The sequence below is a fragment of the Pseudomonas sp. Marseille-Q5299 genome, assembly GCF_943737035.1.
GTDB classification, from domain to species: Bacteria; Pseudomonadota; Gammaproteobacteria; order Pseudomonadales; family Pseudomonadaceae; genus Aquipseudomonas; species Aquipseudomonas putida_E.
Map to the genome: position 1 here is coordinate 594,092 of NZ_CALSFR010000004.1, position 16,686 is coordinate 610,777.

14 protein-coding genes are annotated in these 16,686 nt (G+C 65.1%); 12 read left to right on the forward strand and 2 right to left on the reverse strand.

The annotated features are described in order from the left end of the window. Positions 1-70: 70 nt before the first annotated feature. On the reverse strand, positions 71-1,228 hold the full coding sequence (locus tag NGJ21_RS15760; protein WP_251962362.1) for an alpha/beta hydrolase family protein: 1,158 nt from the start codon (positions 1,226-1,228) through the stop codon (positions 71-73). Positions 1,229-1,410: 182 nt separating this feature from the next. Further along, complete coding sequence (locus tag NGJ21_RS15765; RefSeq protein WP_046785551.1) at positions 1,411-2,349, reverse strand: LysR family transcriptional regulator; 939 nt, start codon at positions 2,347-2,349, stop codon at positions 1,411-1,413. Between the two features lie 279 nt (positions 2,350-2,628). Between NGJ21_RS15765 and NGJ21_RS15770 the strand changes: the two genes are divergently transcribed. From NGJ21_RS15770 to NGJ21_RS15825, 12 genes are all read left to right on the forward strand, one after another. After that, positions 2,629-3,570 (forward strand): VOC family protein, encoded by a 942-nt coding sequence (locus NGJ21_RS15770; protein WP_237858203.1) that lies wholly within the window; start codon positions 2,629-2,631, stop codon positions 3,568-3,570. Positions 3,571-3,582: 12 nt separating this feature from the next. Next, positions 3,583-3,921: a Rieske (2Fe-2S) protein gene (locus tag NGJ21_RS15775; RefSeq protein WP_371316833.1), complete on the forward strand. Its 339-nt coding sequence runs from the start codon at positions 3,583-3,585 to the stop codon at positions 3,919-3,921. Between the two features lie 140 nt (positions 3,922-4,061). Then, complete coding sequence (locus tag NGJ21_RS15780) at positions 4,062-5,186, forward strand: FAD-dependent oxidoreductase (RefSeq protein ID WP_046785548.1); 1,125 nt, start codon at positions 4,062-4,064, stop codon at positions 5,184-5,186. A gap of 84 nt (positions 5,187-5,270) precedes the next feature. After that, a complete protein-coding gene (locus NGJ21_RS15785) occupies positions 5,271-6,941 on the forward strand; it encodes a DUF1302 domain-containing protein (protein WP_251962363.1) in 1,671 nt (556 codons plus the stop codon). Positions 6,942-6,955: 14 nt separating this feature from the next. Beyond that, positions 6,956-8,323 carry a DUF1329 domain-containing protein gene (locus NGJ21_RS15790; protein WP_046785546.1) on the forward strand — a complete coding sequence of 456 codons (1,368 nt, stop codon included), beginning with the start codon at positions 6,956-6,958 and terminating at the stop codon, positions 8,321-8,323. A 54-nt stretch (positions 8,324-8,377) separates the two neighbouring features. After that, positions 8,378-9,439, forward strand: a complete 1,062-nt coding sequence (locus NGJ21_RS15795) for a WD40/YVTN/BNR-like repeat-containing protein (protein ID WP_251962364.1) — start codon at positions 8,378-8,380, stop codon at positions 9,437-9,439. A gap of 3 nt (positions 9,440-9,442) precedes the next feature. Beyond that, complete coding sequence (locus NGJ21_RS15800; protein WP_115275125.1) at positions 9,443-11,941, forward strand: efflux RND transporter permease subunit; 2,499 nt, start codon at positions 9,443-9,445, stop codon at positions 11,939-11,941. Beyond that, positions 11,931-13,121: an MFS transporter gene (locus NGJ21_RS15805; protein ID WP_251962365.1), complete on the forward strand. Its 1,191-nt coding sequence runs from the start codon at positions 11,931-11,933 to the stop codon at positions 13,119-13,121. Before NGJ21_RS15800 ends, NGJ21_RS15805 begins: the two co-directional genes overlap by 11 nt. A 70-nt stretch (positions 13,122-13,191) precedes the next feature. Beyond that, positions 13,192-13,764 (forward strand): cupin domain-containing protein, encoded by a 573-nt coding sequence (locus NGJ21_RS15810; RefSeq protein ID WP_046785541.1) that lies wholly within the window; start codon positions 13,192-13,194, stop codon positions 13,762-13,764. Beyond that, on the forward strand, positions 13,761-14,753 hold the full coding sequence (locus NGJ21_RS15815; RefSeq protein ID WP_046785540.1) for a fumarylacetoacetate hydrolase family protein: 993 nt from the start codon (positions 13,761-13,763) through the stop codon (positions 14,751-14,753). The genes NGJ21_RS15810 and NGJ21_RS15815 overlap by 4 nt, the downstream gene beginning before the upstream one ends. Continuing rightward, complete coding sequence (locus tag NGJ21_RS15820; RefSeq protein ID WP_125922897.1) at positions 14,744-15,727, forward strand: NAD-dependent epimerase/dehydratase family protein; 984 nt, start codon at positions 14,744-14,746, stop codon at positions 15,725-15,727. The genes NGJ21_RS15815 and NGJ21_RS15820 overlap by 10 nt, the downstream gene beginning before the upstream one ends. After that, entirely contained in the window at positions 15,724-16,506 is a 783-nt protein-coding gene (locus NGJ21_RS15825; RefSeq protein WP_115275122.1) for a cyclase family protein, read from the forward strand. Before NGJ21_RS15820 ends, NGJ21_RS15825 begins: the two co-directional genes overlap by 4 nt. The last annotated feature ends 180 nt before the right edge of the window (positions 16,507-16,686 follow it).

Consider the following 16,686-nt stretch of genomic DNA (forward strand, 5'->3'; position numbering starts at 1 on the left):
GGCATGAACCGCTGACAGGCACCGGGGCAGTCGCCATACAGGCTGCCCCGGCACCTTCACCAGCAAGGGTTCAGGCGGTATGCCCGCCGAGCGTTTCGGCAACCCAGTCGGCGATGAACTGGCCGGCATTGATGCTGTTGTCGAAGCTTGAATGCTGCACGCCGCCTTCGCGCTCAGTGAAGACCTTCAATTCGCGCTTGGGGCTGTTGACCAGCTGCTCGTAGGTGCGATGGGCCCACTTGAGCGGGATCTGCGAGTCCTTTTCGCCGTGGGTCACCAGGAAGGGGACGCGAATGCGGTCGAGCACGCCATCAAGGTGCACGTTTTCGGCAATGGTCATGAATTCATCCATATCCTTGGCGCCCCAGACCCAGCACACGTGCGCCCAGTAATGCGGCACCGGGAAGTCGCCTTCCTTCTCCAGGCGACGCTTCTGTACATCCCGCCAGTCGTGGTTGGCGCCCCACACCACACCGCAGGCGAAGCGCGGTTCGAAGGCCACCGCACGTGGGCAGTAGTAACCCCCCAGCGATACCCCTTCCATACCGATGCGCTTGGGGTCGACTTCCGGGCGGGTTTCCAGCCAGTCCACTACGCGGCTGGCCCAATGCTCGCTGTCGTAACGCGCGGTCAGGCCTTGCAGGCGCAACGCCTCGCCCGTGCCGGGTTGGTCGATGATCAGCGAGGACACGCCACGTTTGGCCAGCCACGCTGGCAGACCGACGCGGTACTTCATCTCTTTGGTCGAATCCAGCCCGTTGACCTGCACCAGCAGTGGTGCCGGGCCGGTCGTGCCTTCGGCGCGCACGAGCAGCCCGCTCAGATGCTGGCCTTCGTAGGGGATTTCCACCCGCTCGCAGTTTTCCCTGGACAGGTCGATGCCGCGGGCGAAGGTCTCGAGAAAACGCTGGTACAGGGCCTCGCGCCCTGACGCACCATGCGCCTGCAGGCGTTCGCAGGTCAGGTAGTAAGTGGCAGCGCGGTTGTATTTTTCGCCAGCGGACAGGCATCGGCCTGCGGCCTCGTCTTCTTCGGCCAGGGCGCAGAGCTTGTCGGCCATCTTCGACCAGGTTTCGCGAAACGCCTGGGTGCCGGCGGCGTCGGGTTGCAGGGCCGCCTCCTGCAGCGGCGCGCACATCGCTTCGATCTCGCCCAGGCGGGCGCCCATTTCGATGGCCAGGTCCACCGAGAGATTCCAGACATAGTTGGTGGGGAAGTAACGGAACATTGTTGTTGTCCTTCTGCGGTCGTTGAGTCCGGCGCCTGACAATTGCGACAGGTACGCAAGGCGCTGTCCGAAGGCAAGGTACGCAGACACGGCGAGGTGGGGCCAATCGTGAACAGGGATGCGAGGTATCGCCAAACGCGATGCCCCGGCGACGTTGCGCCGGCCGGGGCGATGGCTGCCGGTCAGGCGCTGGCGAGCAGGGCGTCGGGTTGCTGGTCGACATGCTGAATGAAGTCGCTGATGCGTTCACGCAACCAGCGGTGCATGGGGTCGCCCTCCATGCTGCGGTGCCAGAGCATGAATTCGCGCATCACCGGGATCTTCACCGGTGGCGGCAGGATGCGCAGGGGCAGGTAGCGGGCATACAGCTGCGCCAGGCGCCGGTGCATGGTGGCCACGCGGGGGGTGCCTACCAGCAGCTGCGGCAGGGTGTTGAAGTCGTTGGTAATCACTTCCAGGCGGCGGTTGAAGCCGTACTGGTTCATGAACCAGTCCTCGATGCTCAGGTGCCGGTTACGGCCAAAGCCCACCGAGATATGCCCCATCTGCATGTACTGCTCCAGCGTCAGGCTCTCGCCGACTTGCGGATTGTCGCGCCAGACCACGCACACGTGGTCTTCCTCGAACAACAGCTGCGACGGGTGGCCATCGATGAGGTAACGCTCGGGCACGATCATCATGTCGACTTCGCCGCGCATCAGAAGCTCGGCGCTGTTGTCACCGGGGCTGATCATTTCGAAGGTGATGTGCGGCGCCTGAAGGTGGATTTTCTGGATGACCTGGGCGAACAGCACGCTGATCAGGTAGTCCGAGGTCACCAGGCGCAGGTGCCGTTTGCTGCTCGAGGGGTCGAACACCGGCTTGGCGGTAATCGAGGAGCGGATGGTCAGCAGCACCTCGCGCACCGGCTGGGCCAGCTCCAGTGCATAGGGTGTGGGCTGCATCTTGCGGCCGACCTGCACCAGCAGTTCGTCCTCGAAAAACGTTCTCAAGCGGCCCAGCACCCCGCTGGTGGCCGATTGCGTCATGTGCAGGCGTTCAGCGGCACGGGTGATGTTCTGCTCCTCGAGCAGGACATCCAGGGCGACCAGCAGGTTCAGATCCAGGTGGTGAAAGCGCATGGTGATAGCTCACGGTTATTGTAGTTATTTTCGCGATACCTTCCCGCCGCATTGCCGATACGTCAAGGCCAATCCGCTGTCCAGCCGAGCCAGCGCCAGGCGCCATGGGCTTGCGCACAGGTATCGCGATTACCGATGCCTCGCATCCTGACTCGCGATTGGTCAGCCTGGCCGATCAGCCAGCAATCTGCCCTCCAGTCGAGCGGCCTGCCCGCCGCGCCGACCTGCTACCGGTGACCCTGGCTGGCACCGAACAACAATTTCAATGGAGTGGTAGCCATGAACATTCTTGGACTCGACGCACTGGTATTCGGCGTCGACGATATCCAGGCCTGCGCCGATTGCCTGCGTGATTACGGCCTCACAGCCGTACAACTGGATGCCGACGGTGGCCGTTTCGAAGCACTCGACGGCACTGCGATCATCATCCGTCACGGCGATGACCCCCACCTGCCGCCGGCGCTGGGCCCGACCCCATCGCTGCGTGAAACCGTTTACGGCGTGGCAGCGACGCAGGACCTTGAGGCCATCGCCGACGAGCTGGGGCGCGACCGCGAGGTGCGCCGTGACGAGCAGGGTGTGCTGCACAGTGTCGACGACCTGGGCTTTGCCATCGCCTTCCAGGTCTCCTGCAGACGCAGCTTCCAGGCGCCGGCCGACCTCACCAACGCTCCCGGTAGCGCGCCGCAGCGCCCCCTCAACCAGTTGGGCATCACGCTGGACATGCCAGCGCAGCCGCGCACCTTGTCTCATGTGGTGTACTTCGTGCCCGATGCGGCCAAAGGCGAAGCCTTCTATCGCGACCGCCTGGGCTTCGTCACCACTGACAGCTTCATCGGCGTCGGCCCGTTCATGCGCACCGCTGGCATGGACGATCACCACTGCCTGTTCATGATCCAGACGCCGCCACACATGCAGGGCTGCGAGCATTTCACCTTCCATATGGGCAGCGGCACGGAAGTGCTGCTGGCCGGCAATCGCTTCCAGCAAAAGGGCTGGACCAGTTTCTGGGGCCCGGGCCGTCACCTGCTGGGCTCGAACTGGTTCTGGTACTTCAACAGCCCGCTGGGCTGCCACATCGAGTACGACGCCGACATGGACAAGCATGACGATGAGTGGGCGGCGCGCCAGGCACCGATGTCGGCCGACAACTCGCAGCTGTTCCTTTTCGCTTCGCGGGAGAAGTGGGCGCCCGGTGGCCCACCGCCAAAGCAGCCCTGAGCTGTGCCTTGCGTGGCGCTGTGCCCGCTCGCGGAACTGAGCGAGGGCAAGGCACGCGGCTTCGACCCGCAGGGCAGGGGGGCAGACAGCCTGTTCGCCCTGCGGCACCGCGGCGTTGTGCGTGTTTACCGCAACCTGTGTCCGCACCTGCTGGTACCGCTGGAGTACCGCAAGGACCGCTTCCTCAGTGCCGATGGCCAGTGGGTGGTCTGCTACGCCCATGGCGCACGCTTTCGGCCTGACGATGGCACCTGCGTTCACGGCCCTTGCCGTGGCGATGCGCTGCAGGCGCTTGATCACCGCGAGGTGGACGGCTGGCTGGTAGTGCCGCTGCAACAGTTGCACCCCTGAGGTATCGCGCCGCGTGATAGGTCGCATCCCAGGACTCGATTGGTCAAAGCCCGGCGCTGCCGGGAAGCTGTGCCCAAGGCACAGGAAATGCCCGCCGCCCACGCTGCGGCGAACAACAAGAACAAGACGTGAGGGATGCCATGAATACTGTGAGCAACGTACTGATCGTGGGCGGCGGGATTGGCGGGCTGTGCGCCGCCATCGCGCTGCGCCGCAAGGGGATGGCGGTCGACCTGGTCGAACTCAAGACCGAGTGGACCGTCTACGGCGTCGGCATCATCCAGCAGAGCAACGTGGTGCGCGAGATGCACCGCCTGGGGGTGCTCGATGCCTACCTGAGCGCGGCCTACGCCTTCGAGGACGTAGCCATCTACACCACTGAAGGCCACCAGCTGGCGCGTATTCCGGGGCAGCGCCTGGCCGGCCCGCAGTACCCGGCCAACGTCGGTATCTCCCGCCGTGCCTTGCACAAGGTGCTGAGCGAAACCGCCATCGAACTCGGTACCCAAGTGCGCCTGGGCACCTCTGTGGAGAGCTTCGAGCAGGATGCCACTGGCGTGGACGTGCTGTTCAGCGATGGCCGCCAGGGGCGCTATGCGTTGGTGGTCGGTGCCGATGGCCTGTACTCGAAGATCCGTGGTTTGCTGTTCGGTGATGCCTACCAGCCGCAATTCACCGGCCAGTCGGTATGGCGTCACAACTTCCCGCGCGCAGCCGGTATCGACCACCTGGCCAATTACCAGGGCCCCTCGGGCAATGCTGGGCTGGTGCCGCTGGCCGACAACCTGATGTACCTGTTCACCACTTCCCACGAACCGGGCAACCCGTGGATGGACCCGGCCGGGCTTGCTGCTGGCCTGCGCCAGCGCCTGGCGGGGTTTGGCGGGTTGATCGGTGAGCTGCGCGAACAGATCCGTGACAGCGCAGAGGTCGTCTACAAGCCACTGGAGGCGGTGTTCGTCGACGAGCCCTGGTACCGCGGCCGCGTGCTGCTGATTGGCGATGCGGCCCATGCCACCACACCGCACCTGGGGCAGGGTGCGGGCATGGCCATCGAAGATGCCGTGGTGCTGGCCGAAGCGCTGACCGCCGGCGGCAGCCTGGACGAGCAGTTGCAGTGCTTCATGGGCCGCCGTTTCGAGCGCTGCAAGTTCATCAGCGACATGTCGCTGCTGGCGGGCGAGAAAGAGGTCCAGCGTGACCCGTCCTTTGACCGCATCGGCCTGGTCAAGCAGATGCTGGAGGTCACGGCTCGGCCGATCTGATACCTGTGCCCGGCGCACCCTGCCTTGCTGGCGCGCCGCGACGCATGCCAACACCGACACAAGAACAAGAAAGAGGAAACCACGATGTTGACTCGTAAAGGCGCAACCGCCCGGCCGTTGCCGCCGCTCAAACCCCTCACCCTGGCGATTTTCGCGCTGGCGGCCAGCCAGGCCCAGGCGCTGCAATTCGATACTGGCAACCCGGACCTGAGGGTACGCTGGGACAATACCCTCAAGTACAGCGCCGCCTGGCGCACCCAGGATGCCAGCAGCAAACTCACCGAGGGGCAGACGACACTGAACCTGGATGATGGTGACCGCAACTTCGACAAAGGCCTGATTTCCAACCGCCTGGACCTGCTGTCAGAGCTGGATGTGACCTACGGCAACGTCGGCGCCCGGGTCAGTGGCGCGGCCTGGTATGACGATGTCTACAACCAAGGTACCGACAATGGCGACCCCAGCCGCGCCAACAGCTATTCGGTAGATTTCGACGAGTTCACCGATGACACCCGCACCTTGCACGGGCGCAAGGGCGAGCTGCTCGATGCGTTCATCTTTGGCAAGGCCGAGATCGGTGAGCTGCCGGTGTCTGGCCGCCTGGGCCGTTACGCCATGCAGTGGGGCGAGAGCCTGTTCTACGGCATGAACGGCATCGCCGGGGGCATGGCGCCGGTGGATGTGGTCAAGGGCCTGTCGGTGCCCAACACCCAGTTCAAGGAGCTGATCCGCCCGGTGCAGCAGATTTCCGGGCAGTTGCAGCTGACGCCGGATGTTTCCCTGGGCGCCTACTACCAGTTCGAGTGGGAGGCCAACCGCCTGCCGGCAGCCGGTAGCTATTTCTCCAACGACGACTTCTTTGGGGACGGCGCAGAGCGCATGTTCGTTGGCGCGCCGGTGTTCCCTGGTGGCCAGCCACTGGCCTTCTATCATGGCAACGACAAGGAAGCCAAAGACTCGGGGCAGGGCGGTGTGCAGTTGCGTTGGCGCACCGAGACCGTGGACTGGGGGCTCTATGCCATTCGCTTCCACGACAAGTCACCGCAGCTCAACGTACGCCCCGACTTCGCCAACCTCGACCCGGTCAGTGGCAAGGCCGGCGAGTTCTACTGGGTGTACCCCGAGGGCATCGAGGCACTGGGCGCCAGTTTTTCCACCACCCTGGGCAACTTCAACGTCGCGGGCGAGCTTTCCACCCGTTGGAACCAGCCACTGGCCTCGACCAACCAGCATGCACTGGCGACGGGCGAGGTGATCGACAACGACGACAACCCGGTCTACGCCACCGGCCGCACGCTGCATGCCAACGTCTCCTGGCTGGCGAGCCTGGAGCCTAACTTCATTGCCGCCGAGTCTACTTTCCTGGGCGAGATTGCCTGGAACCGGGTGATGAGCGTGAGCAAGAACGCCGACGCCGTCGACCCCAACGCCGACCGTGACGCCACCAGCCTGCGCCTGGTCTTCGAACCGATGTACCGGCAGATCTACCCAGGCCTGGACCTCTCGGTGCCGATCGGGGCGAGCTACACCAACGGTGCCTCCATGGCCTTGGGTACCGGCTTTGGCACCGACCATGGCGGCGACCTGAACATCGGCCTGAAGGGCAACTATCTCAATACCTGGAGCCTTGGCCTGACCTACACGCACTACTACGGCCCCGAAAACACCTTCCTCGATGCCGACAACAACTACACCTTCGAACAGTCGCTCAAAGACCGCGACTTCATCGCCTTCACCGTCAGCCGTACCTTCTGACCGAGGACTACCCGATGAAACACAACAATAAAGTCGTTTCCCTGTTCACTGCCCTGAGTGCCTCGCTGCTGCTCGCCCACGGCGCTTTTGCCGCGGTGTCCCCCGAGCAGGCGGCAACGCTCAAGACCACACTGACCCCATTGGGCGGCGAGCGTGCCGGCAATGCCGACGGCAGTATCCCCGCCTGGACCGGCGGTTACACCCAGGTCGACGCCGCTTACAAGGACGGCGGCAAGCGTGGCGACCCGTTCGCCGCTGACAAGCCGCTGCTGACAATCACTGCGCAGAACATGACGCAGTACGCTGACAAGCTGACCCCAGGCATCCAGGCGATGCTCAAGAAGTACCCCGACAGCTACCGGTTGGACGTGTACCCGACCCACCGCAGCGCTGCCGCACCGCAATCGGTGTATGACGCAACCTTTGCCAACGCCACCAGCGGCAAGTTGGTGGACGGCCCTGCCGGCGCCATGCCCGAAGGCGCCTCCGGGGGCATTCCGTTCCCGATCCCGGGCAATGGCGTAGAAGCCATGTGGAACCACCTGCTGCGCTGGCGCGGGGCCTCGTGGCACGCCAGCTTCAACCAGTACCTGACCACCGCCGACGGCAAGCACGTGCTGACCAACGATTCGCGCGCCGATTTGCAGATGCCCTGGTATCTGCCTGGGGGCAGTGGTGACAAAGGTGTGTTCTGGTCCATCCGCATGACCAACGATGGGCCGCCATTGCGGGCGGGCGAGGCCATCACCGGCCTTGAAAACCTCAATGCCGATAAAGCGGCGGTGTGGACCTACCTGCCTGGTCAGCGCCGCGTGCGCCGCCTGCCCAATGCCTGCTGCGACACGCCGACCCCAGCTACAGCGGGGGTGATGAGTTTCGACGAACTGTACGTGTTCAACGGCCGCCTGGACCGCTTCGACTGGAAGCTGGTGGGCAAGAAAGAGATGTACATCCCCTACAACGCCAACAAGGTGTTTACCGCCGCCAACGCCGAAGCGCTGCTCGACCCGCATCACCTCAAGCCACAAGCCATCCGCTGGGAACTGCATCGGGTGTGGGTGGTGGAGGCGACGCTCAAGGAGGGCCAGCGTCACGTGATGCCCAAGAGCACCTACTACCTCGATGAAGACACCTGGGCGGCGGTGCTGGGTGAGCGATACGACGCACGCAACCAGTTGGCCAAAGTGGTCTGGACCTCGCCGGTGGTACTGCCTGACCTGCCTGGCGTGGTGACCCTGACCAACGGCTTCTATGACCTGCTGTCCGGCGCGTGGTTTGCCGGCGATCTGTTTGCCGGCAAGCAGGAGCAGTACCGCATCGTGCCGCCCTACAAGGACTCGGTATTCACCGCCGATGCCATGGCGGGTGAGGGCGTGCGCTGAGCAGGCGCATTGCACCTGGGCTGTATCGACTACAAGAACAAAAGGTTGCGTGCGATGAACAAGATGCTCCATGGCTGGCTGCTGGCCGCCTGTTGCGCGCTGCCCCCGGCCTACGCCGGCGGTAGCGTGGATGTGCTCTCGCAGCCCGCAGTGCAGGGCCCCCAGGCCTTGCGAGCGGTGTTGCAGGATGTGGCCCGTGCCGGCACGCGCCTGGTGTCGGTGGGCGAGCGTGGCGTGGTGCTGCTCTCGGATGACAACGGCAAGGCCTGGCGCCAGGCCAAGACCGTGCCGGTGAGTGTCAGCCTGACCGCGGTGCAGTTCGTCGACGAGCGCAACGGCTGGGCGGTTGGCCACGCCGGCGTAGTGCTGCGCAGCGAGGATGGCGGCGAGCACTGGACTTTGCAGCTCGACGGCAAGCGCGCCGCTGCGCTGGAGTTGCAGGCAGCCGAGGCATCTGCTGATGAGCGCCGTTTGGCCGCGGCACAACGGCTGCTGGCCGACGGTGCCGACAAGCCGTTGCTGGCGCTGAGCTTTGCCGATGCGCAGCACGGCCTGGTCGTGGGCGCCTACGGCCTGGCCATGATCACGGCCGACGGCGGGCGCAGCTGGCAGTCCGGCATGGGCCTGTTGCCCAACCGCCGCGGCCTGCACCTGTATGCCTTGGCACGTCAGGGCGCTGACGTGTATGTCGCCGGCGAACAGGGCCTGCTGCTGCGTTCGCGCGATGCCGGTGCTCATTTCGAGGCTTTGCAAGGCCCTTATGACGGGAGCTACTTCGCTGCCAGCGTGCTGCCCAACGGGCGGCTGCTGGTCGGCGGGTTGCGCGGTTCGTTGTTTGCCTCCGATGACGGCGGTGCCAGTTTCCAGGCGTTGGCCAACCCGATTCCTGCTTCGCTCAACGGCATCCGCGTCGCCGGTGATCAAGTGTTGCTGGCCAACCAGGCCGGGATGCTGCTGCGCAGCAGCCTCAGCGACTTTGCCGCGCATCCCTTGCCGGTCTCCGATGGCCTGCCACTGACTGCCGCCACCACTGCCGCCGACGGTTCCATCGTCGCCGTCGGCATGGCCGGTGCACGCCGCCTGGCACCTTCTTCTTCCTCTTCCACGAAGGACTGAGCCATGCATGCCATGAATCCGCCCGCGCCTTGCAGCGGCCGTCTCGATGACTTCGACAACATGTCCGGGTCGCTGCTGGAGCGTGCGCTGTTCAACCACCGGGCGCTGGTCCTGCTGTTGTGCCTGGCCGCGACCTTGCTGCTTGGCTGGCAGGCCACGCGCCTGACGCTCAACGCCAGTTTCGAGAAGACGATTGCGCGCGATCACCCATTCGTCCACAACTACCTGGAACACCGCCAGGAACTTGCCGGCCTGGGCAACGCGGTGCGCATCGCCGTGGCCAACCCCAGTGGCAGCATCTACGACAAGGACTATCTGCACAGCCTGCAGCAGCTCAACGACGCGGTGTACCTGCTGCCGGGCGTCGACCGTGCGGCGATGAAGTCGCTTTGGACCCCCTCAACCCGCTGGGCCGGGGTGACCGAGGAGGGCCTGGAAGGCGGCCCGGTGATCCCCGACGGCTACGACGGCGGCCTCGCGAGCCTCGAAGCGCTCAAGCGCAACGTCGAACGCTCCAACGAGATCGGCCAGTTGGTGGCCTTCGACCAGCGTTCGAGCATCGTCTACGTGCCGCTGCTGGAAACGACGCCGGACGGCAAGGCGCTTGACTACACCGCCTTCGCCAGCGAACTGGAAACCCTGCGTGAACGCTTCCAGCAGCAGGGTGTGCAGATTCACATCACCGGCTTCGCCAAGGTGGTGGGCGATCTGATCGATGGGCTGAGGCAGATCCTGCTGTTCTTCGCCGCCGCCATCGCCATCACGGCTGTCGTGCTCTATTGGTACACCCGATGTGCGCGCAGTACGGCGCTGGTGGTGACCTGCTCACTGGTGGCAGTGATCTGGCAAATGGGCCTGCTGCCGGTGCTGGGATACGAACTGGACCCGTACTCGGTGCTGGTTCCGTTTCTGGTGTTCGCCATCGGCATGAGCCATGGCGCACAGAAGATGAACGGCATCATGCAGGACATCGGCCGCGGCATGCACCGCCTGGTGGCGGCGCGCTTCACCTTCCGCCGGCTGTTCCTGGCCGGGCTCACTGCGCTGTTGTGTGATGCAGTGGGTTTTGCGGTGCTGATGATCATCCGTATCCAGGTGATCCAGGACCTTGCCGTCATCGCCAGCCTCGGCGTGGCGGTGCTGATCTTCACCAACCTGATCCTGCTGCCGGTGCTGCTTTCCTATGTCGGCGTCAGCGCCCGAGGTGCGCGCCGTAGCCTGCGCGCCGAAGAGGCGGAGGCAAGCGGGGCGCAGAAGCACGCGATGTGGCGCCTGCTGGACCACTTCACCCGGCGCCGCTGGGCGGCGTGGTGCATTGCACTGGCGGTACTGATGGCCGCTGGCGGATTCGCCGTGAGCCTGCACCTGAAGGTCGGTGACCTGGATGCTGGCGCCCCCGAGCTGCGTGCGGACTCGCGTTACAACCGCGACAACGCCTTCATCACCGAGCATTACGGTGCCAGCAGTGACGTGTTTGCGGTGATGGTGCGCACGCCAGCCGGCGGCTGCTCGGCCTACGATACCCTCAAGCGTGTGGACGACCTTGACTGGCAGTTGCGCGGCCTGCCGGGCGTGGACTCGACCAACTCACTGGCGCTGCTCAACCGCAGGGTACTGGTTGGCCTGTCTGAAGGCAGCCCGAAGTGGTACGAGCTGGTGAACAACCAGGCGACCCTGAACATGGTCACCGCCAACGCCCCGCGCGGGCTGTACAACGATGACTGCAGCCTGCTCACGCTCTATGCCTACCTCACTGACCACAAGGCCGACACGCTTGCGCGGGTGGTGGACAGCGTGCAGACCTTTGCCCGCGACAACGACAGCGAACAGGCCACCTTCCTGCTCGCTGCCGGCAGCGCCGGCATCGAGGCCGCCACCAACCAGGTGGTGAAACAGGCCAACCGCGACATGCTCTGGTGGGTTTACGGGGCCGTCATCCTGCTTTGCCTGGTGACCTTCCGCTCCTGGCGTGCGGTGCTTTGCGCGGTGTTGCCGCTGGTGCTCACCTCGATCCTTTGCGAAGCGTTGATGGTGGCGTTGGGCATCGGCGTGAAGGTGGCGACCTTGCCTGTGATCGCGCTCGGCGTCGGCATCGGAGTGGACTACGCGCTCTATGTGATGAGCATCGTGCTGGCCCAGCTGCGACAGGGGGCGAGCCTTTCCCAGGCGTATTACCGCGCGCTGCTGTTCACCGGCAAGGTGGTGATGCTGACTGGCGTGACCCTGGCCATTGCGGTGGGCACCTGGATCTTCTCGCCGATCAAGTTCCAGGCAGACATGGGCGTGCTGCTGGCCTTCATGTTCGTGTGGAACATGGTCGGGGCACTGGTCCTGCTGCCGGCACTGGCCTACTTCCTGCTGCCGCAAGGCCAGGTGCGTTCGCAGGCGGATCCGGTGTTGCCTGCTCGTGAGCCTTTGTCGCAACAGTGCCTGGCAGGCGCTGAACTCACCCCGCGCCAGGCGAAGCTTCATTCGCTGGAGGAGGTGAGCCATGGCCGCTGAACGTATCGCCGGCAGTGTTCAGGCGCTGCTATTGCTGTTCGGCAGCTGCCTGCCGGTGCTGGGGGCAGTGCTGATCGCGCCTGTGCTGCCACGCATGCAGATGCATTTCACCGAGACGCCCGGCGTCGCGGTGCTGGTACCGGTCGTGCTGACGCTGCCTGCGCTGGTGATTGCGTTGGCGGCACCATGGGCCGGGATGCTGGCGGACCGTGTCGGCCGACGGGCTTTGCTGCTCGCCAGCATGCTGCTTTACAGCGTCTGCGGGGTGATGCCGCTGTGGCTGGATTCACTTGGCCTGATCATCGCCAGCCGCGCCGGCATTGGCCTGGCCGAAGCCGGGATCATGACCTGCTGCACCACATTGATGGGTGACTACTTCGATGGCCAGCGCCGGGAGCGCCTGTTTGCCCTGCAAATGGTCGCCACTTCGCTGTCAGCCGCCCTGTTCATGGGGCTGGGCGGGGCACTGGGCGAGGACAGCTGGCGTACGCCGTTCGCGCTGTATGCAGTCGGCGTGTTGTGCCTGCCGCTGATGGCCTTGCTGTTGTGGGAGCCTCAGGCCCGCTGTGTCGAACCTCAACACGCCCAGGCTTCACGCTTTCCCTGGGCCGCCTTGGCGCCGATCTACCTGCTGACCGGCCTGGCAGGTGTGAGCCTGTTCATCGTACCGGTGCAGGTTGGTTACCTGCTGCAACTGCTGCAGGTGGATGCGCCCCAGCAGGTGGGCCTGACCATGGGCGCCAACCAGCTCGGCGTGCTAGCCGGCGCACTGGCCTTCCGTTTGCTGGCCCGCCAGCCTGCTGGCCGCCTGCTGGCGCTGGGGTTTGCCACGGCGGGGCTTGGCGGCGGGCTGATGGCGCTTTCCACCAGCCACGCAATGGTGGTGTTGGCCGTACTGGTCAATGGCCTGGGCGTGGGCCTGTTGCTGCCCACCCTGATCAGCCAGGTCATGCAGCACGTCGGTTTCGACCAGCGCGGCCGGGCCACGGGCGGCTTCACCGCAGCGATTTTTGCCGGTGAATTCATCAGCCCTTTGCTGGTGCTTGCGCTGACCGGCGGCGCGGCGCCGCATCTGCCCCAGGCGCTGCTACTGGTTGCCCTCAGCCAACTGATCCTGGCGCCGCTGTGCCTGCTGCTGTTGCGTCGCGCCCGCGCGGCGGGCGCAGTGGGGGCGCTGTGAACGATCAGCTTTCCAACACAGGCCCAGGTGCCGCCCCTGGCACCGGCCACGGTAATTGACAGGAGACAGCATGCAGTCACTTGCAACCTTCAAACGCGTCGTCACCGGCCACGACTCCCAAGGGCAGGCGGTGGTGGCCAGTTGTGGCCCTACGGCGCATGACTTTGCGCTCAAGGCGGTGCCTGGCACGGTGTTCTACGAAGTGTGGAACAGTGCCGGCAGCCCGGCGCTGCTGGATAACGGCGACGACCCGACCGCCCGGCCCCTGCAATTGAGCCCCGGCCCGTTGGGCAGTGTGATCCGCGTGGTGGATATCCCGCCGGACAGCCTGCAGAACCAGGTCAGCGCTGAGCAGGCGGCGGCCGCCTTCGCCGAAATCGGCGAAGCGCATGCCGGCACGGGCAACGCTGATTCAAAGCACAAACTGATGCACCGCACAGAAACCCTGGATTACGGGATCGTCACTGAAGGTGAGGTGTGGCTGGTGCTGGACGGCGACGAGGTACACCTCAAGCGGGGTGACATCGTCGTGCAGCGCGGCACCAATCATGCCTGGAGCAACCGCACCGCGCAGATGGCGCGCATGGTGTTCATCCTGCTTGACGGTCGTTACGCCGAGCAGCTCAAGGAGGTGCTGCCATGAAGCTCGCCACACTCAATGACGGTAGCCGCGCTGGCCGCCTGCTGGTGGTTGCCCGCAACCTGGAGCGGGCGGTGGAGGCCAGCAGCATCGCCGCTACGCTGCAGGCTGCCCTGGACGACTGGGCGCAGGTCGAGGGCGACCTGCAGCAATTGTATGAGCAGCTCAACGCCGGGCAGGCCCCGGGTGCGTTCGACCTTGACCTGGCACTGCTCGCCGCGCCGCTGCCCCAGGCCAGGCAGTGGCTGGACGCTTCATCCTTCCTCAGCCACGGCGAGCTGATGCAGAAGGCCTTCAACCTGGACCCCATCGATGGCGTCGAGCACATACCGTTGATCTATCAGGGGGCCGGCGACGACTTTCTTGGGCCGCGGGCCGACATTCCCTTGCCCAGCGAGGCCCACGGCATCGATTTCGAGGGCGAGTTCGCGGTGCTGGTCGACGACGTGCCCATGGGCTGCCCGCCGGACCGGGCCTTGCAGCATGTGCGTCTGGTGCTGCAACTCAACGACGTCAGCTTGCGTGCACTGGCGCCCAGGGAAATGAAGACCGGCTTCGGTTTTGTCCAGGCCAAGCCCGCCAGCAGCTTTGCTCCGGTGGCGGTTACCCCCGACGAACTCGGCGACGCCTGGCGCGACGGTCGTGTGCACCTGCCGCTGAACGTGGAGTGGAACGGCGAGTGGTTCGGCCACCCCCATGGCGGAGCCATGCATTTCGGGTTCCACCAACTGATCGCTCACGCGGCGCTGACCCGGCGCCTTAGCGCCGGCACCTTGATCGGCTCGGGTACCGTGTCCAACGCGGACCGTTCCGTAGGGTCGGCGTGCATCGCTGAGCGCCGTGCCATTGAAACCATCGCCCACGGTGCACCGCGCACGGCCTTCATGCGCTTCGGCGACCGCGTGCGGATGGAGGCACGGGATACCTCAGGCGAGGTGCTGTTCGGCGCCATCGAGCAGCGTGTGGTGCCGGGAGGTTGGCAATGCGCGTGATGGTCAGCGGGGCCAATGGCTTCGTCGGTCGCCAGCTGGTAGGGCGCCTGCTGGAGGCGGGGACGCTGCGCGGGCAGCGCATCCAGGCATTGCTGGTGCTGGACCAGCAACTGGACGGGTTGCCCGACGATGCGCGGCTACGGCGCCATTACGGCAGTGTGACCGACCCTGCCTTGTTGCGCCGGGCGCTGGCCGATGGTGTGGATGTGGTGTTCCACCTGGCCAGTCTGCCCGGGGGCGCCGCAGAGGCGCAGTACGAGCTGGGTTACCAGGTGAATCTGCAGGGCAGCCTGGAGCTGCTCGACCAGTTGCGCAATGCCCGGCAACCGCCAGTGCTGGTGTACGCCAGCAGCGTTGCGGTGTATGGCGGCGATCTGCCCCAGCGCATGGATGAAGACCAGCCGGCCTCGCCGCAACTGTCCTATGCGGCCCACAAACGCATGGTGGAAATCGCATTGCAGGACCTGGCGCGGCGCGGCGAGGTGGACGGCCGCGCGCTGCGCCTGCCCGGCATCGTCGCCCGCCCGCGCGAGCCGAACGGGCTGCGCTCGGCGTTCATGAGCGACTTGTTGCACGCCTATGCGGCCGGCGAACCCTATACCTGCCCGGTCTCGGCTCAAGCAAGCGCCTGGTGGATGTCGGCGCGCTGTTGCGTGGACAACCTGCTGCATGCCGCCGAACTGCAAGACCCGGGCTACGGGCGGATCTGGCAGTTGCCCGTGCTGCACTTGTCGATCGCCCAGGTGCTTGCCGGGCTGCAGGCCTGCCTTGGCGACGAGAACCATGCATGCATCAGCTTCGATCCCGAGCCACAGCTCGAAGCGCTGTTCGGTCGTTATCCACCCTTGCGCACAACCCAGGCCCGCAAGCTGGGCTTCTGCCATGACGGCTCAGTGCTTGGCTTGCTGCGCAACGCCCTTGATCTGCCACCGCGCCGCAGCATTGCGGCAACCCGTAAAGGAATGTGTGCATGAACGTGAACAAGCGTCGCTTGCTGGACCTTTCTGTAACCCTGGACAACAACCCCTACACCGACCCACCGCCTTTGCTGCCAAAGATCGACTACATGGACCACCAGCAGGGCTGGCCGGAAATGGCCGCGATGTTCCCTGGCCTGCGCAAGGAAGACCTGCCGGGCGATGAGTCGTGGGCAGCTGAACGGCTGCAGATCACCACCCACAGCGGTACGCACATGGATGCGCCCTGGCATTATGCGTCCACCACCAATGGCGGCGAGCGGGCGTTCGGCATCGATGAGCTGCCTTTGGAGTGGTGCCTGCAGCCGGGTGTGAAGCTGGATTTTCGCCACTTGCCGGACGGCCACGTGGTGACGGCGGCGCAGGTGGAGGCCGAACTGGCTCGCATCGGCCATCAACTGCAGCCGCTGGACATCGTGCTGGTCAATACCCGTGCAGGCAGCCTGTTTGGCCAGCCCGGCTACCTCGAAGCCGGGGTCGGCATGGGCCGTGAAGCGACGCTTTACCTGTTGGAGCGGGGCGTAAGGGTGGTCGGCACCGATGCCTGGAGCTGGGATGCACCGTTCAAGTACACCCGTGAACGTTTCAGCGCCACGGGCGATGCGTCGATCATCTGGGAAGGCCACAAGGCTGGCCGCGACATCGGGTATGGGCAGATGGAGAAACTGGCCAACCTGGAGCAGCTTCCGGCCTATGGCTTCATGGTCAGTTGCTTCCCCTACAAGATCCGCCAGGCATCCGCCGGGTTCGTTCGGGCAGTGGCCATCTTCGATTAGCAAGGCTGGCGGCCAGCCGCCGAGCTGGCCGCCCATCCCGGCACAACGATGGCGAGGTGAACTTTATCGGGCGTCCAGGCTTCCTCTGTTACAGCAGCCGTTGCCCCGGTGGGGCAGCCAGCGCTGCATCACGCCAAAGGTTGAGGAGGGGCAATGAAGACGCAAACCACGCTAGCGCCC

What these genes read in the sequence shown, in the direction of transcription:
- NGJ21_RS15780 (WP_046785548.1), top strand. Translation starts at nt 4,062, where the DNA reads ATGAATACTGTGAGCAACGTACTGATCGTGGGCGGCGGGATTGGCGGG.
- NGJ21_RS15820 (WP_125922897.1), top strand. Translation starts at nt 14,744, where the DNA reads ATGCGCGTGATGGTCAGCGGGGCCAATGGCTTCGTCGGTCGCCAGCTG.
- NGJ21_RS15790 (WP_046785546.1), top strand. Translation starts at nt 6,956, where the DNA reads ATGAAACACAACAATAAAGTCGTTTCCCTGTTCACTGCCCTGAGTGCC.
- NGJ21_RS15815 (WP_046785540.1), top strand. Translation starts at nt 13,761, where the DNA reads ATGAAGCTCGCCACACTCAATGACGGTAGCCGCGCTGGCCGCCTGCTG.
- NGJ21_RS15765 (WP_046785551.1), bottom strand. Translation starts at nt 2,349, where the DNA reads ATGCGCTTTCACCACCTGGATCTGAACCTGCTGGTCGCCCTGGATGTC.
- NGJ21_RS15805 (WP_251962365.1), top strand. Translation starts at nt 11,931, where the DNA reads ATGGCCGCTGAACGTATCGCCGGCAGTGTTCAGGCGCTGCTATTGCTG.
- NGJ21_RS15770 (WP_237858203.1), top strand. Translation starts at nt 2,629, where the DNA reads ATGAACATTCTTGGACTCGACGCACTGGTATTCGGCGTCGACGATATC.
- NGJ21_RS15800 (WP_115275125.1), top strand. Translation starts at nt 9,443, where the DNA reads ATGCATGCCATGAATCCGCCCGCGCCTTGCAGCGGCCGTCTCGATGAC.
- NGJ21_RS15785 (WP_251962363.1), top strand. Translation starts at nt 5,271, where the DNA reads ATGTTGACTCGTAAAGGCGCAACCGCCCGGCCGTTGCCGCCGCTCAAA.
- NGJ21_RS15795 (WP_251962364.1), top strand. Translation starts at nt 8,378, where the DNA reads ATGAACAAGATGCTCCATGGCTGGCTGCTGGCCGCCTGTTGCGCGCTG.
- NGJ21_RS15760 (WP_251962362.1), bottom strand. Translation starts at nt 1,228, where the DNA reads ATGTTCCGTTACTTCCCCACCAACTATGTCTGGAATCTCTCGGTGGAC.
- NGJ21_RS15825 (WP_115275122.1), top strand. Translation starts at nt 15,724, where the DNA reads ATGAACGTGAACAAGCGTCGCTTGCTGGACCTTTCTGTAACCCTGGAC.
- NGJ21_RS15810 (WP_046785541.1), top strand. Translation starts at nt 13,192, where the DNA reads ATGCAGTCACTTGCAACCTTCAAACGCGTCGTCACCGGCCACGACTCC.